31 protein-coding genes and 1 riboswitch are annotated in these 26,993 nt (G+C 42.3%); of the genes, 24 read left to right on the top strand and 7 right to left on the bottom strand.

Features of this window, described 5'->3' with window-relative positions:
• Positions 1–41: 41 nt before the first annotated feature.
• The 7 genes from AB5N96_RS04350 to AB5N96_RS04320 all read left to right on the top strand — a co-directional run bounded on the left by AB5N96_RS04350 (position 42) and on the right by AB5N96_RS04320 (position 8,390).
• The gene (locus tag AB5N96_RS04350; RefSeq protein WP_499704749.1) at positions 42–3,287 is read left to right on the top strand and encodes a DEAD/DEAH box helicase; all 3,246 of its coding nucleotides are present in this window, start codon (positions 42–44) and stop codon (positions 3,285–3,287) included.
• 382 nt (positions 3,288–3,669) lie between these two features.
• Positions 3,670–3,855: a hypothetical protein gene (locus tag AB5N96_RS04345; RefSeq protein ID WP_499704748.1), complete on the top strand. Its 186-nt coding sequence runs from the start codon at positions 3,670–3,672 to the stop codon at positions 3,853–3,855.
• Between the two features lie 978 nt (positions 3,856–4,833).
• Positions 4,834–5,421: a hypothetical protein gene (locus tag AB5N96_RS04340; RefSeq protein WP_499704747.1), complete on the top strand. Its 588-nt coding sequence runs from the start codon at positions 4,834–4,836 to the stop codon at positions 5,419–5,421.
• Between the two features lie 48 nt (positions 5,422–5,469).
• Complete coding sequence (locus AB5N96_RS04335; protein ID WP_499704746.1) at positions 5,470–6,000, top strand: ankyrin repeat domain-containing protein; 531 nt, start codon at positions 5,470–5,472, stop codon at positions 5,998–6,000.
• 48 nt (positions 6,001–6,048) lie between these two features.
• Positions 6,049–6,228 (top strand): hypothetical protein, encoded by a 180-nt coding sequence (locus AB5N96_RS04330; protein WP_499704745.1) that lies wholly within the window; start codon positions 6,049–6,051, stop codon positions 6,226–6,228.
• Positions 6,229–6,535: 307 nt separating this feature from the next.
• The gene (locus tag AB5N96_RS04325) at positions 6,536–7,441 is read left to right on the top strand and encodes an ABC transporter ATP-binding protein (protein WP_499704809.1); all 906 of its coding nucleotides are present in this window, start codon (positions 6,536–6,538) and stop codon (positions 7,439–7,441) included.
• On the top strand, positions 7,428–8,390 hold the full coding sequence (locus AB5N96_RS04320; protein ID WP_499704744.1) for an ABC transporter permease: 963 nt from the start codon (positions 7,428–7,430) through the stop codon (positions 8,388–8,390). Before AB5N96_RS04325 ends, AB5N96_RS04320 begins: the two co-directional genes overlap by 14 nt.
• Before the next feature lie 48 nt (positions 8,391–8,438).
• On the opposite strand, the gene AB5N96_RS04315 is transcribed toward AB5N96_RS04320, so the two are convergent.
• A complete protein-coding gene (locus AB5N96_RS04315; protein ID WP_499704743.1) occupies positions 8,439–9,197 on the bottom strand; it encodes a PHP domain-containing protein in 759 nt (252 codons plus the stop codon).
• 178 nt (positions 9,198–9,375) lie between these two features.
• Here AB5N96_RS04315 and AB5N96_RS04310 point away from each other — a divergent pair, with 178 nt between their 5' ends.
• A complete protein-coding gene (locus AB5N96_RS04310; protein ID WP_204590042.1) occupies positions 9,376–9,915 on the top strand; it encodes an NUDIX domain-containing protein in 540 nt (179 codons plus the stop codon).
• A 37-nt stretch (positions 9,916–9,952) separates the two neighbouring features.
• On the opposite strand, the gene AB5N96_RS04305 is transcribed toward AB5N96_RS04310, so the two are convergent.
• Positions 9,953–10,432: a GNAT family N-acetyltransferase gene (locus AB5N96_RS04305; RefSeq protein WP_499704742.1), complete on the bottom strand. Its 480-nt coding sequence runs from the start codon at positions 10,430–10,432 to the stop codon at positions 9,953–9,955.
• Between the two features lie 70 nt (positions 10,433–10,502).
• Between AB5N96_RS04305 and AB5N96_RS04300 the strand changes: the two genes are divergently transcribed.
• The 6 genes from AB5N96_RS04300 to thiW all read left to right on the top strand — a co-directional run bounded on the left by AB5N96_RS04300 (position 10,503) and on the right by thiW (position 14,694).
• Positions 10,503–10,850, top strand: coding sequence for an NIPSNAP family protein (locus tag AB5N96_RS04300; RefSeq protein WP_499704741.1), 348 nt, complete (start codon positions 10,503–10,505; stop codon positions 10,848–10,850).
• A 316-nt stretch (positions 10,851–11,166) separates the two neighbouring features.
• Positions 11,167–11,268, top strand: a riboswitch (TPP riboswitch).
• A gap of 78 nt (positions 11,269–11,346) precedes the next feature.
• A complete protein-coding gene (tenA, locus tag AB5N96_RS04295) occupies positions 11,347–12,033 on the top strand; it encodes a thiaminase II (RefSeq protein ID WP_499704740.1) in 687 nt (228 codons plus the stop codon).
• The gene (thiM, locus tag AB5N96_RS04290) at positions 12,023–12,763 is read left to right on the top strand and encodes a hydroxyethylthiazole kinase (RefSeq protein WP_204590044.1); all 741 of its coding nucleotides are present in this window, start codon (positions 12,023–12,025) and stop codon (positions 12,761–12,763) included. Before tenA ends, thiM begins: the two co-directional genes overlap by 11 nt.
• Positions 12,760–13,620, top strand: coding sequence for a bifunctional hydroxymethylpyrimidine kinase/phosphomethylpyrimidine kinase (thiD, locus tag AB5N96_RS04285; protein WP_499704739.1), 861 nt, complete (start codon positions 12,760–12,762; stop codon positions 13,618–13,620). Before thiM ends, thiD begins: the two co-directional genes overlap by 4 nt.
• Positions 13,580–14,215, top strand: coding sequence for a thiamine phosphate synthase (thiE, locus tag AB5N96_RS04280; protein ID WP_499704738.1), 636 nt, complete (start codon positions 13,580–13,582; stop codon positions 14,213–14,215). Before thiD ends, thiE begins: the two co-directional genes overlap by 41 nt.
• Complete coding sequence (thiW, locus tag AB5N96_RS04275; RefSeq protein ID WP_499704737.1) at positions 14,206–14,694, top strand: energy coupling factor transporter S component ThiW; 489 nt, start codon at positions 14,206–14,208, stop codon at positions 14,692–14,694. The genes thiE and thiW overlap by 10 nt, the downstream gene beginning before the upstream one ends.
• A 39-nt stretch (positions 14,695–14,733) precedes the next feature.
• Here the strand turns inward: thiW and AB5N96_RS04270 are convergent, their stop codons facing one another.
• Positions 14,734–15,132 carry a cytidine deaminase gene (locus tag AB5N96_RS04270; protein ID WP_204590048.1) on the bottom strand — a complete coding sequence of 133 codons (399 nt, stop codon included), beginning with the start codon at positions 15,130–15,132 and terminating at the stop codon, positions 14,734–14,736.
• A gap of 108 nt (positions 15,133–15,240) precedes the next feature.
• Complete coding sequence (locus AB5N96_RS04265; RefSeq protein ID WP_499704736.1) at positions 15,241–15,864, bottom strand: nitrite reductase; 624 nt, start codon at positions 15,862–15,864, stop codon at positions 15,241–15,243.
• Between the two features lie 174 nt (positions 15,865–16,038).
• On the opposite strand from AB5N96_RS04265, the gene AB5N96_RS04260 reads away from it, so the two are divergent.
• From AB5N96_RS04260 to AB5N96_RS04240, 5 genes are all read left to right on the top strand, one after another.
• On the top strand, positions 16,039–16,620 hold the full coding sequence (locus AB5N96_RS04260) for a TVP38/TMEM64 family protein (RefSeq protein ID WP_499704735.1): 582 nt from the start codon (positions 16,039–16,041) through the stop codon (positions 16,618–16,620).
• Between the two features lie 13 nt (positions 16,621–16,633).
• The gene (locus tag AB5N96_RS04255) at positions 16,634–18,001 is read left to right on the top strand and encodes a Mur ligase family protein (RefSeq protein ID WP_499704734.1); all 1,368 of its coding nucleotides are present in this window, start codon (positions 16,634–16,636) and stop codon (positions 17,999–18,001) included.
• A 68-nt stretch (positions 18,002–18,069) separates the two neighbouring features.
• A complete protein-coding gene (locus AB5N96_RS04250; RefSeq protein WP_499704733.1) occupies positions 18,070–18,657 on the top strand; it encodes a YdhK family protein in 588 nt (195 codons plus the stop codon).
• Between the two features lie 56 nt (positions 18,658–18,713).
• Positions 18,714–20,075 (top strand): sensor histidine kinase, encoded by a 1,362-nt coding sequence (locus AB5N96_RS04245; RefSeq protein WP_499704732.1) that lies wholly within the window; start codon positions 18,714–18,716, stop codon positions 20,073–20,075.
• A gap of 18 nt (positions 20,076–20,093) precedes the next feature.
• The gene (locus AB5N96_RS04240) at positions 20,094–20,774 is read left to right on the top strand and encodes a response regulator transcription factor (RefSeq protein WP_499704731.1); all 681 of its coding nucleotides are present in this window, start codon (positions 20,094–20,096) and stop codon (positions 20,772–20,774) included.
• A gap of 36 nt (positions 20,775–20,810) precedes the next feature.
• Here AB5N96_RS04240 and guaC read toward each other — a convergent pair whose 3' ends face one another.
• Positions 20,811–21,794, bottom strand: a complete 984-nt coding sequence (guaC, locus tag AB5N96_RS04235) for a GMP reductase (RefSeq protein ID WP_499704730.1) — start codon at positions 21,792–21,794, stop codon at positions 20,811–20,813.
• Positions 21,795–21,987: 193 nt separating this feature from the next.
• On the opposite strand from guaC, the gene AB5N96_RS04230 reads away from it, so the two are divergent.
• Positions 21,988–22,695 carry an AzlC family ABC transporter permease gene (locus AB5N96_RS04230; RefSeq protein WP_392455346.1) on the top strand — a complete coding sequence of 236 codons (708 nt, stop codon included), beginning with the start codon at positions 21,988–21,990 and terminating at the stop codon, positions 22,693–22,695.
• Positions 22,692–23,021, top strand: a complete 330-nt coding sequence (locus AB5N96_RS04225; protein WP_392455347.1) for a branched-chain amino acid transporter permease — start codon at positions 22,692–22,694, stop codon at positions 23,019–23,021. Before AB5N96_RS04230 ends, AB5N96_RS04225 begins: the two co-directional genes overlap by 4 nt.
• Before the next feature lie 14 nt (positions 23,022–23,035).
• Here the strand turns inward: AB5N96_RS04225 and AB5N96_RS04220 are convergent, their stop codons facing one another.
• Entirely contained in the window at positions 23,036–23,392 is a 357-nt protein-coding gene (locus AB5N96_RS04220) for a cryptochrome/photolyase family protein (protein WP_499704729.1), read from the bottom strand.
• Positions 23,393–23,562: 170 nt separating this feature from the next.
• On the opposite strand from AB5N96_RS04220, the gene AB5N96_RS04215 reads away from it, so the two are divergent.
• From AB5N96_RS04215 to AB5N96_RS04205, 3 genes are all read left to right on the top strand, one after another.
• Positions 23,563–24,894 carry a hypothetical protein gene (locus tag AB5N96_RS04215; RefSeq protein WP_499704728.1) on the top strand — a complete coding sequence of 444 codons (1,332 nt, stop codon included), beginning with the start codon at positions 23,563–23,565 and terminating at the stop codon, positions 24,892–24,894.
• 34 nt (positions 24,895–24,928) lie between these two features.
• Positions 24,929–25,906 carry a class F sortase gene (locus tag AB5N96_RS04210; protein WP_499704727.1) on the top strand — a complete coding sequence of 326 codons (978 nt, stop codon included), beginning with the start codon at positions 24,929–24,931 and terminating at the stop codon, positions 25,904–25,906.
• A gap of 88 nt (positions 25,907–25,994) precedes the next feature.
• Entirely contained in the window at positions 25,995–26,444 is a 450-nt protein-coding gene (locus AB5N96_RS04205; RefSeq protein ID WP_499704726.1) for a MarR family winged helix-turn-helix transcriptional regulator, read from the top strand.
• Positions 26,445–26,499: 55 nt separating this feature from the next.
• Here AB5N96_RS04205 and AB5N96_RS04200 read toward each other — a convergent pair whose 3' ends face one another.
• On the bottom strand, positions 26,500–26,949 hold the full coding sequence (locus tag AB5N96_RS04200; protein WP_499704725.1) for an ASCH domain-containing protein: 450 nt from the start codon (positions 26,947–26,949) through the stop codon (positions 26,500–26,502).
• Positions 26,950–26,993: the final 44 nt, after the last annotated feature.

The raw sequence follows: 26,993 nt of genomic DNA, 5'->3' as shown, positions 1-26,993 counted from the left end.
CCTTAGAGTAAGTATAATGGAATTTAAGGGGAGGTTCAATTATGCATCTAAATTTACTAGTTACTGAAGAAAATCTAATAAGTCTAATTGATGACTCGAATTCAACTAACACTCTTTTTGTATTAGCAGGTTTTACTCCGGAAAATGTATCAAACATAGGTGACTACAAATTATTAGATTATGCGTACCCAACTACACTTGAGAAAATCATGCCAAAAAATCCTGAGAGTTTACAGAAAGTAGTCAGCTTTATAGGTGAACCTAAACAAAAGTTTTGTTGGGTAACTATGGAAGAATATTTGTTACAAATACATAATTCGTTGAACAGCTTTTTAGAAGTGAAGTTTATTTATAACAACCTGTATTACCGTACGTTTCCGCTTCACTACACAATTTCAAATCTGGAAGAATTAATTCAAGATTATTCTAATGATGATCAAGATGTGAAGAGTCAAAACTTTGCTGGTATATCGGCTATTTATAGCTCGATTGTTCAACTCGATAAAGTTTACGTATCGTATAGTTTAGAAGAAGAATATTTAGAAGAGTGGATTCCTTTTTTAACCGTTTCTAAACAACAAAATATTGTTAAAGAAGTGGCGGAGGCATCCTATGATTTATCAATTGAGATTTCAGAAGATGAACAGCCTTTTCTTCAATTGATAAATTCTGTTTTAGTGGATTCTAAAGAAGATAATATTGAACTTATTCATTCGAATAAAATGGATTTACTCCTTAACAATTATGAGGAGAGAATTGAACTATTAAGATTCTTATTTCCTCAAAAGAATTTTAAGGTGTCTAAAAAAAGTATTAATCTCAAAAATGTAGATGAATCACTTTATACGCAATATTTAATGAAGTATTGGGGATATGATCGATTCAGAGAATTGGAGATTTATAAAGATCCGGACAATTCTAATGAAGTTATCAAGGTGAGTCAGGCTCAAATTATTGACGACATTGTAGAAGAAGTAGAGAAAGCTAGAAACAATCACCCCTTCCGAGATGTGTTTGTGACCTCGCCAACAGGAGCGGGTAAATCTGTCATGTTCCAATTGCCTTCACTTATGCTTTTTGAAAAATATAAGCTTTTGACAATTGTTATATCGCCTCTAATAGGGCTGATGAAAGATCAGGTAGATAATCTACATGAACGAGGAATAAACAATACGGCAACTATCAACTCAAATATAACTCCGATGGAAAAGATGGAGATACAACAAAAGATTCAAAACAATGAATTGGCAATCTTATATATTTCTCCCGAAACGCTGCTTAGCCGCTCCGACATCAAAATGTTGATTGGGGATACAACGAAAGTGGGATTATTCATTGTGGATGAAGCCCACATCGTCACAACATGGGGGAAAGCATTCCGTTCAGATTATTGGTATTTAGGTACCTACTTACAAAAAATGCGTAAAGAAATGAAATTTCCGATTGCTACTTTTACTGCCACAGCTATATATGGTGGAGAAGAAGATATGTATAAAGAAACTCGGGACAGTCTGGGATTAATCAAACCTAAAGTTTATCTGGGTAAAGTTCGTCGAGAGGATTTAGCGGTAAGAATTCAGGCGACTGATAAAGAAATGAAAGATGGGCAATATCAACGTACCAAGTTTTTGATTACAGCTGAAAGATTGAAGAGTTTAGTTAAAAACGAGGAAAAAGTATTAGTGTATTTCCCGACTATACCGTTGATTCATAACTTTAAAATTTATCTCGAAGAAAATCATCCGCGACTAGCAGGGAAGGTCGGCGTTTATTACGGCAGGCTCAGTAAAGAAGAGAAAGAGAAAAATACCGAGCTATTTAAAAATGGTGAATTAAAAGTGATGCTCGCAACAAAAGCATTTGGTATGGGAATCGATATCTCTGACATACATCACGTTTATCATTATGCTCCGACAGGTAATGTCTGTGATTACGTTCAAGAAATAGGCCGTGCAGCCCGAGATCCTCGAATTGACGGCAAAGCTCACTTTGATTACTTGAAAAATGATTTTTCTCATATTAAGAAATTGCATGGTATGTCTATCATTCGAAAAAATCAACTCCAGATGGTGGCACAAAAAATATTTAGTGTATACAAAGAGAAGAAGTATTCGCGTAACTTACTTGTAAGTGTTGATGACTTTGCATATATCTTCGCTGAAAACAATGTAAACGACATGGATGGAGATGTAGAAGGAAAATTAAAAACAGCCCTTCTGTTAATCGAAAAAGATTTTGTGAATCGCATTGGGTACTCACCATTTGTTGCTAGGCCAAGAGGAATATTCTCGAGAGAGTATTTTCAAGTGACAGAAGCAGCTAAAAGGAAGCTTGATTTAGTAAAGAACTCGAAAATAGCTAAGAAAGTAAAAGAAATGCCCAAGGGAAATAAATACACAGCCATTTATGAGTTGAACTTAAAAGAGATATGGGAAAAAGATTATCGCAAGATGTCTTTTCCTGAATTTAAATATCATTTTCATAAGAAAGACGATCGCATTAAACTGGATTACTTGCACGAAATAGACCCAGTAATGCTTGTACAATTCACACCTAAAAATCAGTCTCTAGACTTTAGTATCAATCAGACTGTAACGAGACTAAATAAGATTGCAAAGTTCTTTTCGGGGCAGGTCTTGACTCAAAAGTTTTTCCAATTAGAACACTTTGCTGAATTTTTGACGAGAGAGATGAAAATCAACTCTTATGAATCACAAAACGTGGCGCATACCATTTTGCAAGCAATGGCGCGTTACGATCGTTTAGGGCAAAATTCCAATGCGCGTAATATTCTCTACAAAGAAGATACAAAAGGTTATCAGATTAGACCATCGTTTGATGATTTCTTCTCATTTGTAAATAAACAGGTTAACTTTTATTTTGGTGGAAGTACTCTGCACCAAGATATGGATAAACAATATTACATCTATTTATCTAAATCTAGTAGAGATACAACTGAAAAGATATCTATAATATTCGGACTTCTTGAATCACTTGGAGGATTAAATTATCAGATACAAGGTGGTAATAATCCTGAGATATACATTCGTATCAACTCCACTCTGCAACTAGAAAGTATGATCAAACATCCTGAACGATATCAAAACAAAATTTTAAACTCTGTTCACTATCGACACAAATTAAGTGTGGCTATGCTATCGCATATTTTTGAATCTCAAATGCCAACTGAAGAATTTTGGGATGTGATTGAGGAGTATTTTCTAGGCAAGATACCTGATCAGGTTATTGAAACTGTAAAGAATATTAAAGTGGGAATTCAGGGTTAGAATTAAAGATTTAAATACTAATACGATATCGCCTAAGTAGAGTTCATAATAATCTATTTAGGCGATTTTTTAATTTAAATATTTATTGTCATAGTATAAATTCAACAACCATTGAAAATTATTCAAAAAAGAAATAATATTTAGATAATAGAAATGGGGTTTTTAGGAGGTGAAAGATTTGGGGAGGTTTCCTGATGTAGATTGGTTTTGTGATCGTTGCGAAGCACATTTGAATGAACAAACAGCTTTTGATGATAACAAATATTTATGGCAATGTACAGAATGTGGTTTTAAAAATAGTATATCAAGTGTTAACATTTTTGATTCTAAAGATGATTTCAGAAATAGATAGTAAAGGCAAAAGTATCAAAGGAGGTAATTCATGAGTAGTTCAAAACAAAAAAGAATAGTAAAAAAAATTATCGATAATTTAGAACAGATGGACGAAGATGAAATGGAAAAATTATATGACCAATTAGACGAAGAGCATCAGATGAAAGTGGATGATGCTATTAGAGAGTTTGCTAACGCAGCTGTTGGTAGTGAATATTGGGATTCTGATGAGTAGTAAACATCGAGTTTCTTATAATACTTTTCTATAGTTTAATTCAGTGGAGTTTAGTCTCTCCTATCATAGTGATATCTAGAGTTCCAAGAAAGAGCATAGCGAAACAAGAACGTAGATATAAACATTTTTTTGCCAATGTTTGCTGAGTGAAAAAGAGTTGAAATTCTGGCTTTATTTTAAAAAATATTGGGTTTTATCTGAGGTGAAAAAATAGCGTGGGTAACCCTTCTTGAAAGAGTCTATCCACGCTATTTTAATTCTTTCTTGTTTATGAAGGATAATGTGATTTTTGAATAGGGTAGGTATACCGGAGATAATGCCTTAATGCTAGATAAAAATAAAACTTTCTCTAATTCTAATATCACCAGGACAAATATTAAACATCAATGGCGCAAGTAAATAAATATTTCAAACAAGTACAATTATATTCTTTTTCTCTAACACTACATACCTGATACCTGTGTCAGCCACAATTCCTCAGCAAAGCCTCGAATGGTGTCTGCACGAAAGCAGAATGGTGTCCAACACAGGTACATTCAGCTTTCTGTCGAGCGGATCTTCTTGCTACTAGATGGTATGCGCCTTAAAATAAAGCGGTCAGTGCTCTCTTCCAAACCCCCGCCGCTCCGCATACTCCACACACAATCGACAAACCTTGATTGTCTGATTGGCTTCGTTCCGGTACGTTCGCATGTCACGCGACTTCTTTTTACAGAAGTAACAAGCATTCTTGGGGATGACCGTACCAGAAGGTGTTTTTTGTGTAGTGAATAAACCCGTTAGTTTTTGAAATAGACTCATGTTAGTTGGATCCTTCTTTCCTTACGCACTTGGCATTATTTGCAATACTATCATAAACAAGTGCTTTCACAGCTGAGCCGAGATTAAAAGAACTAGGTGGGATCTAGACTCTTTCTATATAGGAGAGAGAGCGGTATAGTGAAAAGAGAAACTCGTTACTGTTTGGAGGACAAGACATTGCCCAAAATCCCATTAGAAATCGTAAAAGACCTTGGTATCAAGGGGATGGAATTCGCCAGGAAAAATCCAGATAAATTAAAAGCGGCAGCCGCTATGGTGCCCTCACTGGTCGGGATATTGTCTGACCTGAATGATAAAAAGCATCAATGGCATTTGAACAAATTGAAGAAGAAAAGTGAGCTCGGGAAGATGGAGTATCGGGAGACCCGCTATATGCGCTATCAAGATCAGATTTTGCCGAACTTGGAATCGTACAAGTACGCGAAGCTCGATGAATGCATTTCCGAAGTGGAGAGCTTTTTGATGCAATTGAAGAGTGAGATGACGGTAATCAAGCGTCCCAAGTTGATGCCGCGCGTAACCAAGTGGCAGGCTGTAAAAACGCAGCTGGAGGATTACCGAGATCTGCGGTTCTATAGTGAACTTTTGCGTGTGAATGATGATGCGGACTATGACAGTGCGTTTTTAACTAAAAGTGTGCAAACGTATTTTAGAGAGCTTCCGACGATTGAAGACCGCCGTGCATTTGTATTGCAGGTTACCGAGAAGGACGAGCAAAAAGTGGCGTTGGATTTTTTGAAATAACACTAATCGTATTTGAAAGTTACAAGTAGTAAAGGAGAAGGATTACGAATGGGCAATGGGGAAAGAGATTATTGGGTGACAATTAGGTTTGGTTCTTTAGAAGACTTTCAAGAGAAATTGCGAGCAGATAAGAAAACTGTAAGTGAGGTAATGAATCTTGTGGATGACCGGGGGATTAGTTTGCTACAACAGTCTTTGAGCAATAGAAAATTTGAGATTGCGGATTTGCTATTAAATCAAGGGGCTCTAGTCAATAACGTTTCAAAAGATGGGTGTAATGAACTGCATTACATAGCAGCGCACTTTGAGGATAGACATGCGGTACAACTAGCCCATAGACTGGTCGAGCTAAATGTCGACTTAGATTTACAAGATAAAAAATATGGGAATTCAGCATTTTTTACTATGTGTTATGAGGCATTCAAAGTACGTTCTGATGAAACAAATGAATTACTTCTCTCTTGTCTAGAGTTAGGTCCAGATGTGGAAATAATAAATAGTGCTGGATATTCAGTGAAAAAATTCATCGAAGAGAATGGGGACGAAGACTTGAAAAAGGCTTTAGTTAGTAGTAGATAGCCATGGAATATTGTGAAGCCGAATGTTGAAAAAGGGAGATTTTTCATTTTGAATAAACAGTATCTAGCAAGCTTGAAATTATTGTTACTAGTAGCAGCGATTCTTGGAATTGCAAAGTTTTGGTTAGACTTGCCACTTGGTTTTGGAATCGTGATAGTTCTTGGAACTGTAGCGTATACAATTTATAAAGATGTTCAAGCTGCGAGAAGCTTGAAGCAACAAAATTAAGAAGTGAAGCCGTTCTTCGTTAACTAGAAGAGCGGCTTTTTGAATGCTTAACTTGTGTATAACTTTTCAAGCCATACTTCCTTCTAATTCTGTGGATAAGCAAACTTGAGAATTTCTATGCACATGTGGATAAGTGAATCAGAATGCCATGTTGCTTTTAGTATACCGATAAATTTAAGGAAATCAGACCACTTTCTGAACATTTCCCAAAAAACTGTTCAAAAATTGAAACAAATTTCCAATTCATACGTACCTAAGGAGGGAGTACATATAAAGGAGTGAGGTCGTGAACGAACAAACAGTAGTGATGGACATCGTGAATCTGAAAAAGACCATTGGTAAAAAGGAAATCATCAAAGGTCTAAACTTCCAAATTCGTAGCGGTGAAGTTTTTGGATTCTTGGGGCCAAATGGTGCCGGGAAAACAACGACAATCCGAATGATGGTAGGCTTGATTGGAATTACAGAAGGCGACGTAGTGATTGAAGGAAAGAGTATCCGCAAAGATTTTAAAGGTGCCGTGCGTCGTGTTGGGGCGATTGTAGAGAACCCAGAAATGTATCCGTTCTTAAGTGGATGGAAAAACCTGAAGCAGTATGCCCGCATGATGGAAGGTATTACAGAAGAGCGTATCCAAGAAGTAGTCGCGCTTGTTGGGTTAGAGAAGGCGATTCATGAAAAGGCGGGACGTTATTCCCTTGGGATGCGTCAGCGACTTGGAATTGCTCAAGCGTTATTACATAATCCGTCGATTCTGATTTTAGATGAGCCGACGAACGGGTTGGATCCTTCCGGTATCCGAGAAATCCGCCTATACTTACGAAAACTTGCGCAAGAAGCGAACGTGGCCGTCATCGTATCGAGTCACATGCTGAGTGAGATTGAATTGATGTGTGACCGGATTGGGATCATCAAAAACGGGGAGCTTGTAGCGATTGAAATGGTGCAGACAAAAGCAACCGAAGCGACAGGCTTGATTGTCCAGTTGGAAGTGGAACCTGTCCAAGGTGCGCTTCAAATTGTCAAAGGACACGTGGCAGGAGAAGTAGTGGCTGAAGGCAATACACTGACGTTCTCCACAACACGGGAGACGATTCCCGTACTGGTGAAAGCACTGGCGGCGAAAGATGTTGCGGTCTATAGTGTGGAGCAGAAACAAGCATCCCTCGAAGACAAGTTCTTCGATTTGATTGGAGAGAATGTCATTGGGTAACTTTTTCAAGCTCGTTTGGAACGAGCAAGTAAAGATTTTTGGACGCAAATCGGCGTGGGTGATGGTTGGACTGGTCGTCTTATTAGTTATTGGGTCAGGTATTATGACAAACTCATTCTTGGATGAATGGGATACAAAAGAGTATTCGAATGACTGGCGTACAGAACTAACTGAAGAAAACGCAGCACTGGAAGCAGAGATTGAAGAGGCGGGAGACTTTGGCGGCTTCACACAGCAGATGCGCATTGATCAGAACAATGTAGCACTCGCAGAAGACATCCAACCAAAGCCATATGATGCGTGGGCGTTCACATATGACAATACGTTTATGATGATGATTGTCAGCCTATTTGCGATTGTGACGGCAGCTGGAATTGTCTCGAACGAGTTCAAATGGGGCACAATCAAGCTGTTATTGATTCGTCCAATTCAGCGTTCAAAGATTTTGCTTGCGAAATATGTATCTGTGTTTATTTTTACAGGAATTTTACTTGTGACATTGTTTGTCAGCTCAGTACTGGTCGGTGCAGTGCTGTTTGGAATCAATGACATCACGCAAACTTCTGTCATTCCAACGATGTCAGGTGAGTATCTGGTCATGAACTACATGACGGCGATCTGGCAGGAATACGGATTCAGTATGGTGTCGCTTGTGATGATGACGACACTTGCGTTTATGATTTCAACGCTCTTCCGCAGTAGTGGAATGGCCATTGGGATTTCGTTGTTCTTGTTGTTGTCGAATGGCGCTTTGATGTTATTCTTGTCTCGCTTTGATTGGGCGAAGTTCGTATTGTTCGCGAATACAGATCTTGGTCAGTATGTAGAAGGTGGCACTCCACTCATTGATGGCATGACGCTTGGTTTTTCGGTAACGATGCTAGTAATTTATCTTGTCGTGTTCCTTGCTGCTTCGTTTGTGACGTTTACGAAGCGGGACGTGGCGTAAGAAAAAGTTAACGAGACGCCCTCAAGTGAGGACGTCTCTTTTTTACTTCTATAGATACGGCTCGCCCCAGACACCTAGTTCAGGAGCGGCCCCGTTATGCAAAAACATACCACTTGCAGCAGGTGCTACTTTTACCGTGAATTGTTCATTTTGCACAGCTCGCTTTAAATCCCTTACGGTTGAACAGGTCGTATGGAGCTTTGTGTAGACCCGACCGTACTGATTTTTGTGAAATGCGCTTGTTCCTCCGACAACTGGTTTTGCAAAGCGCATTCCGAGATAATAAACCTCTTGAACGGATTCAGTTGTTGAAAGGATTGATAAATCTTTAGCATTCAGTTCGATTGCATCTAGCTTTTCAAGATGGCTTGGATGTAATTCGAAGTAGGCTCTTTGATGCGCGAGCGGGTGACCACCAATGACTAAAACTTCTTCAAGTTTTACCAAATCCATAAATTTTTCGAATGAGATATAATTTAGTTTATGTGTAAACGGTTGAAGTTGCATACGTAAGTTTCGTATGACAGTACGGTCTGCAATAAGTAGAAGGTGGTCCATTTCTTTCGTATGGACCTCGATTCCAGGAAAGACGCGAATGCCTTCCACTAAATAGTATCCGTCTTGATAAGGATAGAAATCATCTAATGTTCTGAAGACATCAAAGAAGTGGCGTGTGTTGAAATGTTCCGTAAGCGCGAATCCATCGAGTCCAGATTCTTGTGCAGCTTTTACCAATGTGCGAAAGTACTTCAAAGAAAATTCGTCGTATTTGGTGAGTTTGCCGTGCGTGTGGAAGTCAAAGTTCATCTCTGAACACATCCTTTCTATCTCGTAGTATACGTAGTTTGTGTGAAGAGAGAATGAAGGGAATGCTAATTTTTTGTAAAGAGCATAAGGTTTTGTTTGGACAAGCAATGGGAAAATCTACTATAGTAGAACCTCACCAGTTTTTTGGAACGGATTTTATGGGAAAAGAGGTGCCACGATGGAGTTATGGGATGTGTACACGAAAGACCGAAAGCTAACAGGGCGCACGCATGTCCGTGGAAGTGTACCAGCGCTTGTTGAAGGTGATTACCATATTGTGATTGATGTTTGGACATTCTTGCCGGATGGTCGTTTGATTTTATCACAACGCGATCCAGCGAAACCACACGGTCTGAAATGGGAGTCGACAGGTGGCTCGATTACCACGGGAGAGTCTTCTTTACTAGGAGCTGCTCGCGAAGTAGAAGAAGAATTAGGTTTATTATTAAACTCAGATGAAATGATCTTGCTCGGCGAACAAATCCGAAATGATTCTTTGATTGACGTATATGTCACGCGACTTCCAAAGAGGATTTCGTTGGATGAGTTGAGCTATCAAGTGGGCGAAGTAGTCGATGCCCGAATCGTAACGAAAGATGAGTTTTTTGAAATGGAAGCGCAAGGACTGCTCACGCACAATATGCTCCCGCGTTATGAGCTTTATAAAGAGATATTCGATACGTACTTTGAACCTGTACCGGTTCTCGAGACAAAATAAAAAGTGCCAGATGGAGAAGCCTCCTTCTGGCGTTTGTTTATATAGTGAACTTATAAAAAATCGTTGAATCCGTTTGGTTTATTTCTTTGAAGCCTGCTCGAATAAGTAGATTTTGAGCACGTACATTCGAAAGCTCTGTTTCAGCCCTATATGAATGGATCGCATAATTCTTTGAACCAAACTCTAGCGCTTGGGAGAGGGCTTCCTTGCCAAGTCCTCTTTGCCATAGTGTGGAGTCACCGATTGCTATGCCGATTTCTGCTCCTCCGTTATTTACTTCTGCAAAGTCAATATAACCGATGAGCTTTTGGTCCCACTCAATACCTATTCGAAAGAAGTCATTCGAGGTGTTTTCAACGAACATACCCCACCACGTGAAGAGCCGCTCTTCGTCTTGATTTAAACTCCATCCGTTCGCTTCGCAAAATAGTATATCTTGATTCCAAAGGAGGACTTGAGGAAAATCGGTAAACTCTAGTGGTCTCAATACTATAGAGGGCTGTGCAACATTATCCATGTGAGTATCGTCTCCTATTTTTGTTAAGTATAGCATGTACTGGATTTAGTGCGGTTGAGGAGGGGAAAAAATGTTTTATAGAAGGAAGTATTATCGTATTAGCACCGAGTTTTTAAAACCATTTAATCAATTATTCAATACAATTAATCTACCGAATCAGTTAAAACACGGCGCGAGACTCGTCGGGAGATGGAGTATGCCCCTAGATGATGGAATTACAGAGGTCTTCGCTATCTGGGAATACGATGATTACAACAAATATGTTGAGATCGAAGATGCTGTTCGCAGTGATAAGTACCATGTTGATAAAGTGCTCAAGTGGTATGAGGAACACGGAGGGAAATCCTTTGTCCAGTCGACTTATTTTATAGAGGTACGAAATGAGAAAATTGAAGACACGGTGCACGTACAGAAGTGAAGGAATAGACTATTTTAAAACAAAGGTGCCGACTCGTTTTCCTCCGAGTCGGCTTTCTTTTAGTTAGATTTCCAAGAACCAATCATTTCCTCACTCTTCTTCCAAAGCAAGCGTGCTGTCGTACCGTCATCAATTGCCTGCACACGCATGGGTTTGCCCTTCGTTTAGTGTGGCGCGTAGTGTTGGCTAGACAGCGCATATGGTCGAACAACTTGAAAACAATGTCATTTTTCGGCCGGAGTCGGTATACGTGACATTTGCAAAATGATTTTGCACCGTAAAAAAAGTATGGTATAGTAATCGCGACAACTACATGCACATCCACTAGGGGAGCCGAAGAGGCTGAGACGGACAAGTGTCCGGACCCTTTGAACCTGATCTGGATTATACCAGCGGAGGGAAGTGGCGCGACCGTTCTGGTAGTCTTTTTTGACGGCTTCACGCTACTTTCCTTCGGGGAAGTGGCGTTTTTTGTTGTCAGAAAGGATGGGAGATTATGAGTTTTTGCAAAGAGGTACGAGAAGAGTTTAAAGACAGCTGGGAGAGCAGTTTTCATCATCCATTCGTCACGGGGTTAGCAGACGGAACATTGCCGGAGGATGTATTCCGGTATTACGTTATGCAAGACGCTTATTACTTAACACATTTCGCAAAGGTACAGGCACTCGGCGCTGTGAAAGCGACCGATCTTCAAATGACGCGTGCCTTCGCCCATCATGCAGAGCAAACGTGTGCGGCCGAGCTTAGTTTGCATGAATCGTTTATGCAGATTTTGGGTGTGACTGAGTCTGAATGGGAGACATTCGAGCCTTCACCTTCTGCATATGCTTACGTGTCTCACATGTATCGCGCAGCTCAAGGGGATGTAGCAGACGTACTGGCTGCACTGCTTCCATGTTACTGGTTGTACTATGAAATTGGTGTCCATCTTCAAGGGGCAACACCTGACAATCCGATTTATCAGCGCTGGATTGCCACATACGGGTCTGAGTGGTTTGCGTCGCTTGTCGAGGAGCAGAAGGACCGGATGGATCAGTTGGCCGCAGACGTTTCACCTGCGCGTCTACAAGAACTAAAAGCGCACTTTAAACGCAGCACATATTACGAGTGGCATTTTTGGGAGCAGGCTTGGACTCAGGAAAAGTGGGTTGTTCAATCGGAGGTGCCAGCGTATGAGCGTTAATAACATCGCACCTGTTCCAATTGTTCATTGCATCACGAACTACGTGGTCGCAAATTTTGTGGCGAACGGACTAGTTGCAGCTGGCGCATCGCCCATTATGGGAGATGAAGAGCGAGAAGTGGCTGAACTTGTGCAGCTAGCAGACGCACTCAGTTTAAACTTAGGCACGCTGACAGAGCGCACTGTACGCAGTATGAAAGTAGCCGGAGAAGCCGCAGTTGAAAAGGGAATTCCACGCGTAGTGGATCCAGTAGGGGCAGGAGCTTCAGCGTACCGATTGCAATCTGCCAAAGAAGTGATTGCAGCAGCTCAACCGACACTTATTCGTTGCAATGCCGGAGAAGCCGCTGCGCTTTTAGGTAAAGACTGGCGCGGTCGAGGGATTGATGCAGGGACAGGAAACCAGGATGTGTCAGCGCTCGCTCTTGAACTGTCTACAGTCTATAACACAACAGTAGTCATTACAGGAAAAGTAGATTTCGTTTCAGATGGCAACGTTGTGTTGACAAACGACTCAGGGCACCCCGATATGACCAAGGCAGTCGGAACAGGCTGTTTACTGAGCAGCCTACTTGCAGCCTGGCTCGTTCAAGACGCTAGCCTTGAGGCAATCCGGGAGAGGTTGCATGAGTATGGCCGTGCTGGCGAAATCGCTGTAAAAAGTGGGATGGGTGGATTTCCTGCCGCGCTCTTAGACGCACTTGCAACTAAGGAGGTGTCTATCTCATGACCTATCCAGTTGCGCTAACTATTGCAGGATCTGATAGTGGAGGAGGTGCTGGTATTCAGGCAGATTTAAAAACATTTCAAGAACGTGGGGTGTTTGGAGTCTCTGCATTGACTGCTGTTACAGCTCAGAACACGCTCGGAGTCCAACGTGTCGGCATGGTGGAACCAGAGCTTTTAAAAGCCCAGCTGGATTCAATCGGTGCTGATTTTCAGCCTGCAGCTGTGAAGACCGGGATGCTAGGTGATTCGTTTGTTATTGAACAAGTTGTGCGAGCCATCGATGCCTATTCTTGGAATACAGTTGTTGTGGATCCAGTAATGGTTGCAAAGGGAGGGCATACGTTGCTTCAACAAGACGCGATCGAGTCATTGACGCAACTCCTTCTTCCAAAAGCATTTATTGTCACTCCGAATGTTCCTGAGATGGAGTTGATGACAGGACTGACGATTGAAGATGATAGCAGTGCACGAAGATCTATGGAAATGTTGTTGAAGACAGGTGTAAAGGCTGTGATTTTAAAAGGTGGGCATCGAACGGGGCCACTTGCGACGGATCTTTACCTGGACCAGTCCGGTAGAGAGTTCAGCCTGTCTACCCAAAGGATAGCGACACATCAGACACATGGGACAGGATGTACGTTTAGCGCAGCGTTGACAGCAGAGCTCGCCAAAGATCATTCGGTAGAAGCGGCCTGCACGGTTGCGAAACGGTTTATTCAAGCAGCACTTCAGTATCCTCTATCGCTTGGAGCCGGTCATGGTCCTACACATCATGCGGCATATAGAGTATACGGACAGGGAGAGGGGGAGAAACAAGATGCACAGGCACCTATACTTCATTATGGGCACGTCCGATAATCAAGATTTACCTGTTGAGAAAATCTTAGAAGAAGCGTTGGAAGCAGGTATTACAGAATTTCAGCTGAGAGAGAAGGGGCCGCATGCCAAGTCTGGTAAAGCGTTACTTGAACTAGCACTCAACTGCAAGGAGTTATGTGCGCGTCACGATGTCCCTTTTTTCATAAATGATGATGTGGAGTTGTGTATAACAAGCGATGCAGATGGTCTTCATATCGGACAAGACGATGGGTCTGTAAAAGCTGCTCGTCTGCAAATTGGACCGAACCGGAAGCTCGGCGTATCCGTTCATACTCTTGAACAAGCCATTCGAGCTGTGCAAGAGGGGGCTGATTATTTAGGAATTGGTCCTGTCTTTGCAACTAACTCGAAAGCGGATGCCCGTCCCCCGTCAGGTGTTTCAGTAATTCAAGAGGTACATGCTTTGTACCCAGACGTCCCAATCGTAGGTATTGGGGGCATCACCGAAGACAATGCCCATGTGGTGTGGGAAGCGGGAGCAACAGGTATAGCTGTGATTTCTGCGATTGCGCGCTCAACAAATCGTAAAGAGACCATTGCTCAGTTCAAGAAAGGAAGTGCCGTATGGAATTGAAACGATTGACGCAAATGGCGATGTTGAGCGCGCTTGGGGTCTTAGGTTCTCTGTTTATCTGGATACCACTTGGTGTGGCCAAAGCCTTTCCGGTACAACACGCTATTAATGTGATTTCTGCCGTGCTATTTGGACCAGTGGGAGCTGGCGTTGTGGCACTTGTGACAGCGTTGATTCGTATTTTTACTGGGACCGGCTCACTCTTAGCGATTCCAGGAAGTGTTTTAGGAGCTGTACTAGCGGGGCTACTCTACCGTTATACACGACGTATTGGTTTTGCAGCTATCGGAGAGTTTGTAGGGACAGGAGTGTTAGCCTCTTTAGTAGCTGTCCCATACGCGGCTATTTTTATGGGCACACAAGTCGGAGCATTCTTCTTCATGCCAGGATTTATGGCGTCGAGCGCTATAGGTGCGGTGTTAGGACTTGTCATCTGGCAGTTTTTAGAGCGATCTAAAGTAGCGTTGCCTGTAAACTAAATTAAAAACCACTTCGCAATCGCGAAGTGGTTTTTGGTATTACATATCTAAATCGGTAAACGCCATCGGCAACAATTCTTTCAATGCCAACGTGTAAATTTCATTTTTATCATTCGTTAAGTGGACCGGCATTTCGGGCTCGAAGAATTCTGCCATGACTTGACGACAGATACTGCACGGTGGAAGGAAGTCTTCCGTATTTCCATTCACCGCAATCTCCGCAAAATCACCTTTTTTATAGCCTTCCGTAATCGCTGTGAAAATTGCAGTACGCTCCGCACAGTTTGTTGCTCCGAACGAGACATTCTCAACATTCACACCAGTAAATACACGGCCATCTTTCATTAAAAGCGCAGCGCCAACAGGAAACTTCGAATACGGTGCATAAGCGCGCTCTTTGATTTCACGTGCTTGACTAACTAATTGTTCTTTATTCATCCAATCATCCCTCTCACGAAAAATGAACTTTCTCAAGTTCCCTGTCGATTTTTCTGAAAATGGGCAGGAAGACTAGTATACATTGTTTTGAAAGCGGATGCAACAAACTTAGTGTGCAACAAGGTGACGCATTGCCTCTATCCCATAACGATCCACAAACTTAGGCAAAGGCTCTCTTTTTTTCCCTTGTGCGGCATACAAATCTAATACTCGATCTATAGCAATATAAAGTTTGTCAGGAGAAGCCCCCTCTATTAGAATCTGACCAAGTTGAGCATCAATTCCTTTTGCTTTACCACCTACATACAAAGAATAAGTCTCTTTTATTTTCATGACTCCAATGTCATTTGTACGAGGTTCACCGCAACCAACCGCACACCCTGTATAGGCGGCTCGAACTGTAAATGGCATTGGCCGTCCAGCTATCCGGTTATTGATTTCTTTCGCTACAGGCATGCCTTCTTGTTCCGAACCTTTACAAAAATTACAGGTGCGTAAACTCTTTACAAAATTCCCCACAGGATAAACTGATAATCCCGCGTCCTCGAATGCTGTAAGGGCGGCATCCACTTTTGCTTGAGGAATATCAATATAGAGCTGCTGGAAGGTAGTCAGTTCAAGCTCGTCTTTTTCATCCATAAACGATGTCAGCACTAAAAGTTGTTTTCCCGTTAATTTTGAACCGAATCCAATCCCACCGTTTACAGCGAATCTTTGCTTCTCAACTGTCATTCGCTTCCACCTCCATCTACTTTTACGATTTTCTCCATTCTAATGATACTATACTAACGGGGGGTATGAAAAGAGCGTGTCATTTGGTTCATTTTTTCCCAAATCATCATTCCTCGCTTTTTTATTAGAGAAATGAAATTTATACTAAACATACATGTGCATGAAGGAGTGGAAATGGCTTCAATGACAGACTCACTACTAGCGTTACTTACTGAACCGAGCATATGGACGGCACTTGTCGCATTTATGACCGTCATTGTAGTCTCAATGGTTCCGGTTTTACCGCTCCCACTTCTATATGGGACAATCGGATTTACCTTTCCTGTGGGAATAGGTCTTCCCATCAATGTATTCGGATCCCTGCTTGGGACATTTTTGATCTTTAGTGCGATTCGCTACCTATTTCATAAAAAAGCCGCTATGTACGTGGTACGCCATGATCGAGCACGCCGCTTATTTACGCAGATGGGGAAGAACGGCTTTCAAGTAATTTTAATCGCTCGATTGATTCCGGTGGTCCCATCACTGCTCGTGAATGTTGTCGGTGCATTGTCCACAATCAAGATGACACCATTTTTACTAGCGACGGCCATTGGAAAAATGCCACTTATCACACTCTATACAGTTGCGGGGAACCAAGTAGATATCTATACATGGCAATCTATCCTTGCGCTACTCATCTATACTTTTGTATTGCTCGTTCTCGCCAACTTTGTTCAAAAGAAATGGCGTTTGACCTCTACACCTATCCGATAAAGGAGTCGAATTTATGCTGCTAGATGAATTACTTGCACCCCTATCACAAGACCCTTTACCTAAAATAGAACTAACAGGAATTGAAACAAATTCGCTGAAGGTTCGCCCGGGAGATGTATTTTTTGCACTGACGGGCCATGTTTTTGATGGCCATGCCTATATAGAAGATGCAATTGAACGAGGGGCTGTTGCGATCGTTGGTACAAAACCACTAACGTCCCTCAAAGTTCCATACATACAAGTCAAAGATTCTCGCAAAGCTGTGGCGATTGCTGCGAAGCGCTATTATAACAATCCATCCGCAACCAAAACCGTTATCGGCATCACCGGCACGAATGGGAAGACGACCACTTCATTTTATTTAAAAGAAATGCTTGAGAAGGCGGGGAAAAAGTGCGCACTTTTCGGGACTGTACAATACATCATCAATGGACAAGAATTGCCGTCTCCGAATACGACTCCAGACAGCCTAAATTTTCAGCGTATGCTGCACGAAAGTCAAGATGATGTGGTGATCATGGAAGTGTCCTCGCATGGCATTGACCAACTGCGGATTGAAGGAATCGAATTCGATTTTGCTGTATTCACAAATCTTGATCAAGACCATTTGGATTATCACGGCACAATGGAAGAGTACTTTCAAGTTAAAGCAAAGCTCTTTGATCAGCTAAAGCCGGCTGGTGTAGCGGTTGTTTGGACGGAAGGTTACTGGGGGCGTCGTATAGCAGAGAAACTTGAACATGAGTCTCATCACGTACTCGAGCTTTCCAAAGATGCTGTCGCACGTTTTGCAGATAGTAACATTCCATTTCACAATCAAATTAATGCGGTGCTCGCTGCTGCAATCGCTAAAAAGATGATTGTAGAAGAACAGGTTGTCGAGAGAGTCATTAAAGAGTTTTCAGGCGTTCCGGGAAGATTTGAAGTCATTCATGTATCAGGAAATCGACATGTCGTGATTGATTATGCGCACACAGCAGATGCCTTCACGCAAGTACTAGCCAGTGTCCGTAAGCTTGCAAAAGGCCAAGTGATTCATGTCTTTGGTTTTCGAGGAGGGCGAGATGAAACAAAGCGACAGGCAATGATTGAAGCATCTGAAAAGGGGAGTGACATTCAGATATTGACCTTCGATGATTTGAACGGACTACCTGTTCAAGATATGCGCAACCAACTTCAAAAATTAAAGTTTACGGGTATACGTATCGATGACCGGACGAAAGCGATTGCTTATGCACTTGAGCAAGCATGCTCTGGTGATTGGGTTGTCATCACTGGAAAAGGGAATGAACTGTACCGTGATCTTTACTCGGCACCTTGTCAAACAGATAACGAGACTGTTGACTGGTATTTCAAAAGAGAAAAAAATAACTCATTTTAATCATCTGCACAATTTTTTCATATTTTGTGGGTATGCTAAAAGAGACAAAGATAAAGGAGGCATTCCCAATGAAAAAATATACTGGTTTCGCTACTGCCACACTCACGGTAGCTTTATTAGTAGCAGCTTGTGGAGATGCTACTGACGACATGATGATGGATGAGTCACAAATGGAAGAGCATGGTGAGATGGGTCACGGAGAGATGGATCATGGTTCCATGAATCATTCGACAGATGGGTCCATTCCATCTGGCTTACAAGAAGCTGAAAATCCAACATTTGCTGTTGGTGAAACAGCTCTTATAACAGATGCGCATATGGAAGGTATGGAAGGGGTAGAAGCTGAAATCGTGGGCGCGTTTGAGACAACCGTCTATACAGTCAGTTATACACCGACATCTGGAGGAGACCCGGTCGAAGATCATAAATGGGTTGTCCATGAAGAATTAGAAGATGCTGGCGAAGCACCTCTAGAAGTGGGTACAGAAGTTACGCTTGATGCTGACCACATGGAGGGAATGGACGGTGCTACCGCTACCATTGATTCGGCGAAAGAAACAACGGTCTATATGGTAAACTATACGGACAAAGTAACTGGAGATGAAGTGACCAACCACAAGTGGGTCACAGAAAGTGAACTATCTCCTGTAAACTAACATCGTGAGAGTCTCTCCATCGTGGGGGGCTCTTTTTTGCAAGGAGGAGGGGGAAAATGAGCAAACTGTCCGTAAAATTGGCTGTGTGCTTTTTAGTGACAATCCTATTGTTAGAAGGCCTCTTGATGATGTATCTGCATCCAAATATCGAACAAGCACGATTGGATGAAGAGTATACGCGACAACTGGATACCGGCGCGAATCACCGGGAGGTTTTAGAAGATAATTTTTCTGAAGAGACCATCCATCATATCTTATTAATGGAGTCGCGCAATGACAGAGGTGTTGCACTCTTGGATGAAGAGCAACAAGTAGTCGATGCTTCTGGGCAGATTTCGGCGGAGTGGCAGCAAATCGCCTCGCGTTGGGATTTTTCAATGATTACTGAAGATACGATTTTGCAGAGAGAGTGGAGGGGCGAACCCTATTTAGTCAGTGCCCATCCATTTACTACAGAGACAGGGGAGTCCGGAACGCTTGTCATGCTACAGAGTACGTCAGCGATTCAAGCACTGATGGACACGTTAAACTTCCACTTTTTATTAGCAGGGGTAGGCAGTTTGCTTATTCTTGGCGTGATCTATTTGCTTATGACACGCTTTTTGACGCAGCCTCTCAACCGGATGAAAGTTGCGACAGAAAAGTTAAGTAAAGGCAATTTCAATGTAGTGCTTCCAATTGAAAGTAAAGATGAACTTGGAGAATTGGCAGCCTCTATTCAAAAGTTAGCACGAGACTTAGAACATCTTCAAAAAAATCGAACTGAATTTCTATCTTCCATTTCTCATGAACTTCGTACACCGCTCACCTATTTGGCGGGTTATTCACAAGTAGCGATGCGACCAGATGTGCAGCCTGCTGAAAAACAGAGGTATCTAGAAATTATTCGGGAAGAAACCGTTCGACTGACTGCACTGATAGAGGATCTATTTGAATTAGCCAAGCTTGAAGATCCGAGTTTTCGCATCGTGAAGGAGCAAATTGAAATGGAGCCTTTTGTGCAGAGAATTTGTCAGCGATTGGCCCCATCATTTGAACAACAAAATAGTCACTTACTGTATACTACTGAACCTGGTGTGGTCACGTATGCAGACCCTCTGCGTCTTGAACAGATTTTAGTGAATTTGTTAGACAATGCTCGGCGGTATGGGGGGAAAGGAATAGATACTCAGATTCGCGTTCACCGGGAGGGGGCAAAGACGCGAATTGTAGTAATGGATCAAGGGCAAGGAATTGAGGAGAATGAGCGTGAGGCCATTTTTGACCGATTGTACCGGATCGAGAAATCAAGATCTCGTTCGCATGGAGGGTCGGGTCTTGGTCTGTCTATTGTTAAAGAGCTGGTGGAGGCCCATGGTGGCTCTATTCAAGTGAACAGTGAATTAGGAAAAGGAACAATCTTCACTATTGTAATGTAAGAGGTGAGAGTGAGAGAGATGAAAAAAATTTTACTTGTAGATGACGAACGGCGCATGGTCGAATTGGTCGAGTTGTTTTTAAAACCTCATGGGTTCGACTGTGTGAAAGTAATGAATGGGACCGAAGCGCTTCATGTGATGCGTACGCAGACCATTCATCTCGTCATCTTAGATATTATGATGCCGGGGATGGATGGGTTCGAAGTGTGTGCGGAGATTCGTAAGCTATCTACAGTACCAATCTTGATGTTAACCGCACGAGAAGGAAAAGAAGCGGTGGTCAAAGGGCTGACGCTTGGTGCGGACGATTATGTCACGAAGCCTTTTGATGAAGAAGAGTTGGTTGCTCGAGTCCATGCCCTATTGAGGCGAGTTCCAGAGCCAGAGCCTGCAGGGATTGAAATAGATGGTATTCGACTCGATACAGAAAGTTATGCGCTCATTTGGGACAGCGGACATGTCCGGTTAACAATGAAAGAGTTTCAATTGGTAGAAGCCCTAATGAAGCATCCCAAAAGAACGTATAGCCGTGAACAGTTGCTAGCCATAGCTTGGGATTATGCAACCCATACAGATCCACGTACCGTAGATTCCCACATGCGTAATCTTCGGGATAAATTAAAAAAGGCAGAATTCCCAATCGATCAGTTCTTGGTAACTGTCTGGGGCATCGGGTATCGTTGGAAAGATGTTACCTAATAAGACCCCTGGGTTGAATCCCAGGGGTCATTTAGTTTAATACACTTTATCTCCATTAAAGATAGAGTTTTTGACAACAACATAGTCTACGTGACGGAGTGCGTCTAGTGTGTCGCCACCCGCGTATGAAATCGCTGACTGTAGGTCTTGTTCCATTTCTGTCAGTGTGTCTTGTAGTTTACCTTTGTGCTCGACAAACATTTTCTTCCCTTCGACGTTTTTGCGTTCGCCTTTTTGGAATTCAGAAGCAGAACCAAAGTATTCTTTCACAACTTTCCCATCAACTTCTTTCACTTCGCCTGGAGATTCGTCATGCCCTGCAAACAAAGACCCGATCATCACCATCGAAGCACCAAAACGAACAGATTTTGCAATGTCGCCATGTGTACGGATTCCGCCGTCTGCAATGATTGGTTTTGTAGCAGCTTTTCCACATAGTCGAAGAGCAGCGAGCTGCCAGCCACCTGTGCCAAATCCTGTTTTGATTTTTGTGATACACACTTTTCCTGGTCCAATCCCAACCTTTGTTGCATCGGCGCCTGCATTTTCAAGTTCACGAACGGCTTCTGGTGTCCCGACATTTCCTGCAATGACGAACGTTTCTGGAATATGCGACTTAATATGTTGAATCATCCGGATGACTGCATTCGAATGACCGTGGGCGATATCAATTGTGATGTAATCAGGAATAAGCCCTTGTTGTTTCAATTCTTCAATAAACGTGTATTCTTCTGGCTTTACCCCAACACTGATCGACGTCACAAGTCCTTTTTCCTGCATCATCTCAATAAATGCTTTACGTGCTTCCGGTTGGAAACGGTGCATGATGTAGAAGTACCCGTTCTCCGCTAAATACATAGCGATTTTTTCATCGATGATGGTCTGCATGTTTGCAGGCACGACTGGTAACCGGAACGTGTGGTTTCCGAATTGAATCGACGTATCACACTCTGACCGACTTTCCACGATACATTTATTTGGTACTAACTGAATATCTTCATAATCAAATACATTTTCCATTCATTCCATCCCCTAAAAACGAATATTTTAATTTAAAACACTATTAATGTTCGTCCATTGAGTAATTTACAGCACTTTTTGGAAATTGTCAAAGGCTTATCTGTAGAATTTAAAATAAACCTGAAAATAATGATACTTATAGGAATGGAAATATGGTACAACTGAGGTAGAGAGAGAAGGAGGCTGTTGCACCATGGCATCACCTGTAAGAAGAGCAGCACGTGCGGCTTTTCCTGCGACCATTCCGATACTAGCCGGATTCACGTTTTTAGGAGCGGCGTACGGAATCTATATGACTTCATTAGGGTTTCATCCGATCTTCCCGATTTTGATGAGCTTTTTTATTTTTGCGGGTTCGATTGAATTCATAACAGCGAACTTGTTGTTGATGGCATTTGCTCCGTTCCAGGCGTTTTTACTAGCCATTATGGTAAATGCGCGCCATCTTTTTTATGGGTTGTCGATGCTTGAGAAGTATCATTCTGTGGGGAAAAAGAAGCTATATTTGATTTTTGGAATGTGTGATGAGTCGTTTTCGATCAATTACACAGCGAAGCCAGATCCAACGATTGATAAAGGGTGGTTCATGTTTTTTGTCACACTTTATAATCACATGTACTGGGTAGGTGGTTCGACGCTCGGTGCTGTACTGGGTCAATTTATCACATTTAATACAGATGGCCTGTTGTTCGTAATGACGGCTTTGTTTGTGGTGATTTTCTTAGAAAACTGGCTACAAGAAAAACGCCATACAAGTGCGATGATTGGGCTGGTTGCATCCGTTGCTGCACTGATGATATTTGGCGCGAATCAGTTCGTCATTCCGGCGATGATCGGGATTTTGATAATTTTAATTGCTTTCCGGAAGCCGCTTGAGCGAAGGGAAGTGAAGCCGTTATGACACTTACACAACAGATTATAACGATTGCAGTAGTTGTACTCGGTACGATGTTGACGCGGTTTTTGCCGTTCTGGATTTTCCCGGCGGATAAACCGACGCCAGGCTATGTGTTGTTCTTAGGACGCTTATTACCGCCAGCTGTACTTGGCCTCTTGGTGATTTATAGTGTGAAAGATGTGGAATGGACCGGGGGATTATACGGGTTACCCGAGATACTTGGGATTTTACTGATTGTCGGTTTACATATATGGAAGCGCAATATGTTACTGTCGATAGCCGGTGGGACTGTATTTTATATGGTGCTTGTCCAAACGATCTTTGCATAAAAACAACCTCCCGCTCAGTCCGAGTAGGAGGTTGTTTTGTTGTCTAGATGAAACGCACCGGAAGCTAGCTGCGCTTTTAAAGATGCAGCCTTTTTCCGTATGGCTTCTTTGTCTTCTTCAGCGTGTTTCTCCCATGCCTCTTGAAATGACTCTGCCTCTCGGTAATCTACCGTATATCCTTTGTTTTTGAGTTCTTCCGCAAAGTGACGCATTGCTGAAAACACGAGAACAAGCTTCTGTTTGTGGTAGTTTTGCCAGGTCGAACGAGAGTGCGCTTCGACAAACAAAAAAACATCCGTTTCTTTATCTGCTTCTTTCACAATGGGTAAGTCATGTGAAAGGTGACTTCCAAAAATCCATCGCGTCGTCATCTGATCCCCTCCAATTAAATTGAGTATACGAAACAAATACACACGTGTCTAAAACCGTGTGTTTCTGGAGCAAAATCAGCAATTACTTCAACAATTCTTCGTTAAAAAGTGATCCATTGCGCAAATTCTTTCGTTAGCTCGTTATAGAGAAAAATGAAGGAGTGGATACTATGAAGAAACAAAAAATTATAGCTCCGCTTGCCGGGGCTGTTCTTTTATTATCTGGCATCACAACAGCGAGTGCTGCGGAACAAGCACCCACAACTGAGACTTCCGGTGTTGAGCTACGGGCAACTTTAGATGCCTTGTTATCTGAACACTATGTACTGGCTGTTGATAGCATGATGAAGATTTATGATGGTGATGAAGCAGCAGAAGCAGCAATGGATGCACTCGATGAAAATGCAGCAGATATGGAACCAGTCATTGCTTCTGTTTATGGAGAAGAAGGCGGTGCGGCATTCGTTGAAATCTTTGATAAACACAACACAGGGACGGATGACTACGCACTTGCTGTGAAAAATGGAGATGAACAACTAAAGCAAGAAGCATTGGATGGGATTCAAGCATTCGTTACCGAGATGGGCGACTTCCTAGGAACGGCTACTGAAGGAAATCTTCCAGCGGACGGGGCAAAAGAAGCGCTACGGACACATGAAGACTTCGTTCAAGATACATTTGATTTATATGTGGAGGGCGAGTACGAAGCGTCTTATATGACTTATTTAGAAGGGTTTAAACAAATTTTTGGAGCAGGAGCTGCAATCAGTGGAGCAATCCATGCACAGTTCCCCGACCAATTTACAGACCCGAACACGCCAGCTGGTGATTTCCGTTCGACTGTTAATCGTCTCGCAGCAGAACACTTTGCACTAGCACACCTAAGCTTAACAAAAGGGTTCACAGCTTCAGAAGACTTTGACTTTGTAGACTGGGCGCAGGACCAAAATACTGCTGAGTTTACTGGCGCAATCTCCACTTTTTACGGTGAGGAAGCAGCCACTCAGTTTGAACAAATTTGGACAGGAGAGCATCTTTCTGCACAAAGTGATTTAGCATTTGCTCGAGCAAATGAAGATCAAACGGCGATTGACGAAGCAACACAGGCCTTAACGAACGTGTTTGCTGATGAACTTGGAGTATTCTTAAGTGAAGCAACAGAAGGGCGAATGCCTTTAGAAGATACAGTTGCTGCAATTGCTGCACATGAAAAGTTTGTAATCGATACATTCAACTTTTATGTGACAGGTGATTTTGACGGCTCCTATTCTACGTATCGCGATGGATATGCGATTATGTTCGACCTTGGAGAATTGTTGAGTTTTGCGATTGTCGACCAGTTCCCAGAAGAATTTACGACAACGGCACCTGAAAAAATGCCAGCCACAGGTCTTGGTGGTTCAGAAGCAAACTCTACGATGAACCTATGGGTAGCGTTAAGTACATTGATTCTTCTTTCAGCAGGAGCAGTCATGTATCGCCAAAGAAAAATGCAGAACTAAAGCACACGATTCGGTTTAAGGGAGGAGGGTATTCATGCAAAAGCGCTTTCTGCCACTAGTTGTGGCATTACTTCTAATTACAAGTCTATTTTTCATCTTAGATCCGATAGGAGATGAACCAATAGGAGCGGAAGGGCAAACGACAGAGTCAAAAGAATCTCCACGTCAAGAAGTGAAGACATTGACGGAGATTCAAGATGATGTTGATAAAATCGCCGAATTCCCCATTCTCCCAAAACAACGTGAAAAGCTGAAAGAACTGCAAAAGCAGCGCCTAAATGCAATCAAGGGAATGGAGCCTCAAACAATAGAAATACCTTCTATTGGAGTTAAAGCTACTGTACAGCCTACAGGAGTATTAGAGAATGGAGAGATGGGGGTTCCGGATGATCCGGACGAAGTAGGGTGGTTTGAACCTGGATACAAAGTGGGGGCAAAAGGACACTCTGTTCTAGCGGGCCACGTCGACAGCACAACCGGACCTGCTATCTTTTATGATCTTAAAGATGTAGAAGTAGGAGAGCAAGTCATTATTACAGACTCCACTGGACGAGAGATGGTGTTTGAAGTAACGAATAAAGTGAGCTATAAAACTGAAGAAGCACCAATACGTGAGATTTTTGGACCGTCAAATCAACAAATGTTGAATTTGATTACATGTACAGGAACATTTAACCGGGATGTTGGATCGCACGATCAACGTCTAGTGGTTACGACAAAGCTTGTATCAGATTCTAGCGTGTTGGAAACAGAACCCGAAGCGCCTTCAAACATCTCCTTAAATGAAGCAACGAGTACACTTTCATGGCATGCAGTTCGTGACGATACAATTATCGGTTACCGGATTTACGCACAAAATCCGACTAGCGGAGAGATGGAAAAAATTAAAACTGTCTCCCTTTTCGACCGTAAGAAAGTTGTAGTGGATGGTGAGAAAGGAACAAAGTATTTTATTTCCTCTGTAGATGTTGATTTAAATGAGTCAGAAGCAGCAGAAATGGAATCAGAATAAATGCTCGAGGAGTGCATGCGGATACTATGCACTTCTCTTTTTCTTTTGATAGTTCAGTGTTAAAATACAATAAGGGAGGGGGATGTGTATGGGACAGCAATCAAAAGATTTATTTGAATTGATTCATTCTGCTGAAGCGGTAACGAATGAGGCGATTATGCGCTGGAATGAGGAGTTTTCACACCCACTCGGTATTTCACCAATCCTCGTGTTGGCAGAACTGAAACGTAAAGGTCCACAAAATTCGATGAAGCTTGCAGAAGTGTTGCATTTTACAGGTGGTGCGATGACCAATATTGGGAACAAGCTCGTGAAATTAGAATTGGTCGAGCGTCAAGCGGTTGAGGGAGATCGTCGCCAAACCAAGCTTGCAATTACAGAGGCAGGAGAGCAAGTGCTCGAAGAAGCCACACAGTTGGGTCGCAAGCATCGTTTGGAGCTTTTTAGTATATTATCGGAACAAGAAGTTGAACAGTACTTAGCCATCAATCAAAAACTATTGACGGTCTTACGTGAACGTAAACAAGGAACAAAATAGACAAGACTAGTAGCTTCTCTAAACAAAATGAGAGACGCTACTTTTTTAGTTACTATTACTTCACATCTATAAGTTCAAATCGCTCACAGACTAAAGGCATGTCATCACTGAAAGAAAGATTATGCTCTTTTAGAGCCATGGTAAAAAATTCTTTATGGACTCTATACCAGTATTCGTAAGAGAGGTCTCCTTCACCCTCTGCGCGCGCAAAAGACTCTGGAACTTCATTCATCGGCATGATAGACACCTCTGAAGTACGAATAATTGCGACGGGTTCATCTAAGCTGTTTACTACTACACTGTAGTCATTTACCGCTGGAATTGGTTCTTTCTCCAATTCATAAAAAATGTGGCCCGAACACGTAGCAGTTTTCATCCCGTTGATGACTTGCTGCGCTAAATAGTCGGGTTGTGCGCCGAACTGCCAGGCGGTTACTTTTTGGGGAGCTTGTTTTTGCTGGTTTGACCAGTAGTTGTCCCAATATTTCTTTGTTTGATTGTTCATTTCTACACACCCTTTTTCGTTTAGTATGCCATGAAATTGAATCT

It is taken from the genome of Chryseomicrobium imtechense, from assembly GCF_041475995.1.
GTDB classification, from domain to species: Bacteria; Bacillota; Bacilli; order Bacillales_A; family Planococcaceae; genus Chryseomicrobium; species Chryseomicrobium aureum.
Note: the sequence above shows the minus strand (reverse complement) of the source record. Positions and strands in the feature narration are given on the sequence as shown.

Bases quoted from the DNA above. Each gene is read 5' to 3' on its own strand.
- AB5N96_RS04350 (WP_499704749.1), top strand. From the start codon at position 42: ATGCATCTAAATTTACTAGTTACTGAAGAAAATCTAATAAGTCTAATT.
- AB5N96_RS04345 (WP_499704748.1), top strand. From the start codon at position 3,670: ATGAGTAGTTCAAAACAAAAAAGAATAGTAAAAAAAATTATCGATAAT.
- AB5N96_RS04335 (WP_499704746.1), top strand. From the start codon at position 5,470: ATGGGCAATGGGGAAAGAGATTATTGGGTGACAATTAGGTTTGGTTCT.
- AB5N96_RS04325 (WP_499704809.1), top strand. From the start codon at position 6,536: ATGGACATCGTGAATCTGAAAAAGACCATTGGTAAAAAGGAAATCATC.
- AB5N96_RS04320 (WP_499704744.1), top strand. From the start codon at position 7,428: ATGTCATTGGGTAACTTTTTCAAGCTCGTTTGGAACGAGCAAGTAAAG.
- AB5N96_RS04315 (WP_499704743.1), bottom strand. From the start codon at position 9,197: ATGAACTTTGACTTCCACACGCACGGCAAACTCACCAAATACGACGAA.
- AB5N96_RS04310 (WP_204590042.1), top strand. From the start codon at position 9,376: ATGGAGTTATGGGATGTGTACACGAAAGACCGAAAGCTAACAGGGCGC.
- AB5N96_RS04305 (WP_499704742.1), bottom strand. From the start codon at position 10,432: ATGGATAATGTTGCACAGCCCTCTATAGTATTGAGACCACTAGAGTTT.
- AB5N96_RS04300 (WP_499704741.1), top strand. From the start codon at position 10,503: ATGTTTTATAGAAGGAAGTATTATCGTATTAGCACCGAGTTTTTAAAA.
- tenA (WP_499704740.1), top strand. From the start codon at position 11,347: ATGAGTTTTTGCAAAGAGGTACGAGAAGAGTTTAAAGACAGCTGGGAG.
- thiM (WP_204590044.1), top strand. From the start codon at position 12,023: ATGAGCGTTAATAACATCGCACCTGTTCCAATTGTTCATTGCATCACG.
- thiD (WP_499704739.1), top strand. From the start codon at position 12,760: ATGACCTATCCAGTTGCGCTAACTATTGCAGGATCTGATAGTGGAGGA.
- thiE (WP_499704738.1), top strand. From the start codon at position 13,580: ATGCACAGGCACCTATACTTCATTATGGGCACGTCCGATAATCAAGAT.
- thiW (WP_499704737.1), top strand. From the start codon at position 14,206: ATGGAATTGAAACGATTGACGCAAATGGCGATGTTGAGCGCGCTTGGG.
- AB5N96_RS04270 (WP_204590048.1), bottom strand. From the start codon at position 15,132: ATGAATAAAGAACAATTAGTTAGTCAAGCACGTGAAATCAAAGAGCGC.
- AB5N96_RS04265 (WP_499704736.1), bottom strand. From the start codon at position 15,864: ATGACAGTTGAGAAGCAAAGATTCGCTGTAAACGGTGGGATTGGATTC.
- AB5N96_RS04260 (WP_499704735.1), top strand. From the start codon at position 16,039: ATGGCTTCAATGACAGACTCACTACTAGCGTTACTTACTGAACCGAGC.
- AB5N96_RS04255 (WP_499704734.1), top strand. From the start codon at position 16,634: ATGCTGCTAGATGAATTACTTGCACCCCTATCACAAGACCCTTTACCT.
- AB5N96_RS04250 (WP_499704733.1), top strand. From the start codon at position 18,070: ATGAAAAAATATACTGGTTTCGCTACTGCCACACTCACGGTAGCTTTA.
- AB5N96_RS04245 (WP_499704732.1), top strand. From the start codon at position 18,714: ATGAGCAAACTGTCCGTAAAATTGGCTGTGTGCTTTTTAGTGACAATC.
- AB5N96_RS04240 (WP_499704731.1), top strand. From the start codon at position 20,094: ATGAAAAAAATTTTACTTGTAGATGACGAACGGCGCATGGTCGAATTG.
- guaC (WP_499704730.1), bottom strand. From the start codon at position 21,794: ATGGAAAATGTATTTGATTATGAAGATATTCAGTTAGTACCAAATAAA.
- AB5N96_RS04230 (WP_392455346.1), top strand. From the start codon at position 21,988: ATGGCATCACCTGTAAGAAGAGCAGCACGTGCGGCTTTTCCTGCGACC.
- AB5N96_RS04225 (WP_392455347.1), top strand. From the start codon at position 22,692: ATGACACTTACACAACAGATTATAACGATTGCAGTAGTTGTACTCGGT.
- AB5N96_RS04220 (WP_499704729.1), bottom strand. From the start codon at position 23,392: ATGACGACGCGATGGATTTTTGGAAGTCACCTTTCACATGACTTACCC.
- AB5N96_RS04215 (WP_499704728.1), top strand. From the start codon at position 23,563: ATGAAGAAACAAAAAATTATAGCTCCGCTTGCCGGGGCTGTTCTTTTA.
- AB5N96_RS04210 (WP_499704727.1), top strand. From the start codon at position 24,929: ATGCAAAAGCGCTTTCTGCCACTAGTTGTGGCATTACTTCTAATTACA.
- AB5N96_RS04205 (WP_499704726.1), top strand. From the start codon at position 25,995: ATGGGACAGCAATCAAAAGATTTATTTGAATTGATTCATTCTGCTGAA.
- AB5N96_RS04200 (WP_499704725.1), bottom strand. From the start codon at position 26,949: ATGAACAATCAAACAAAGAAATATTGGGACAACTACTGGTCAAACCAG.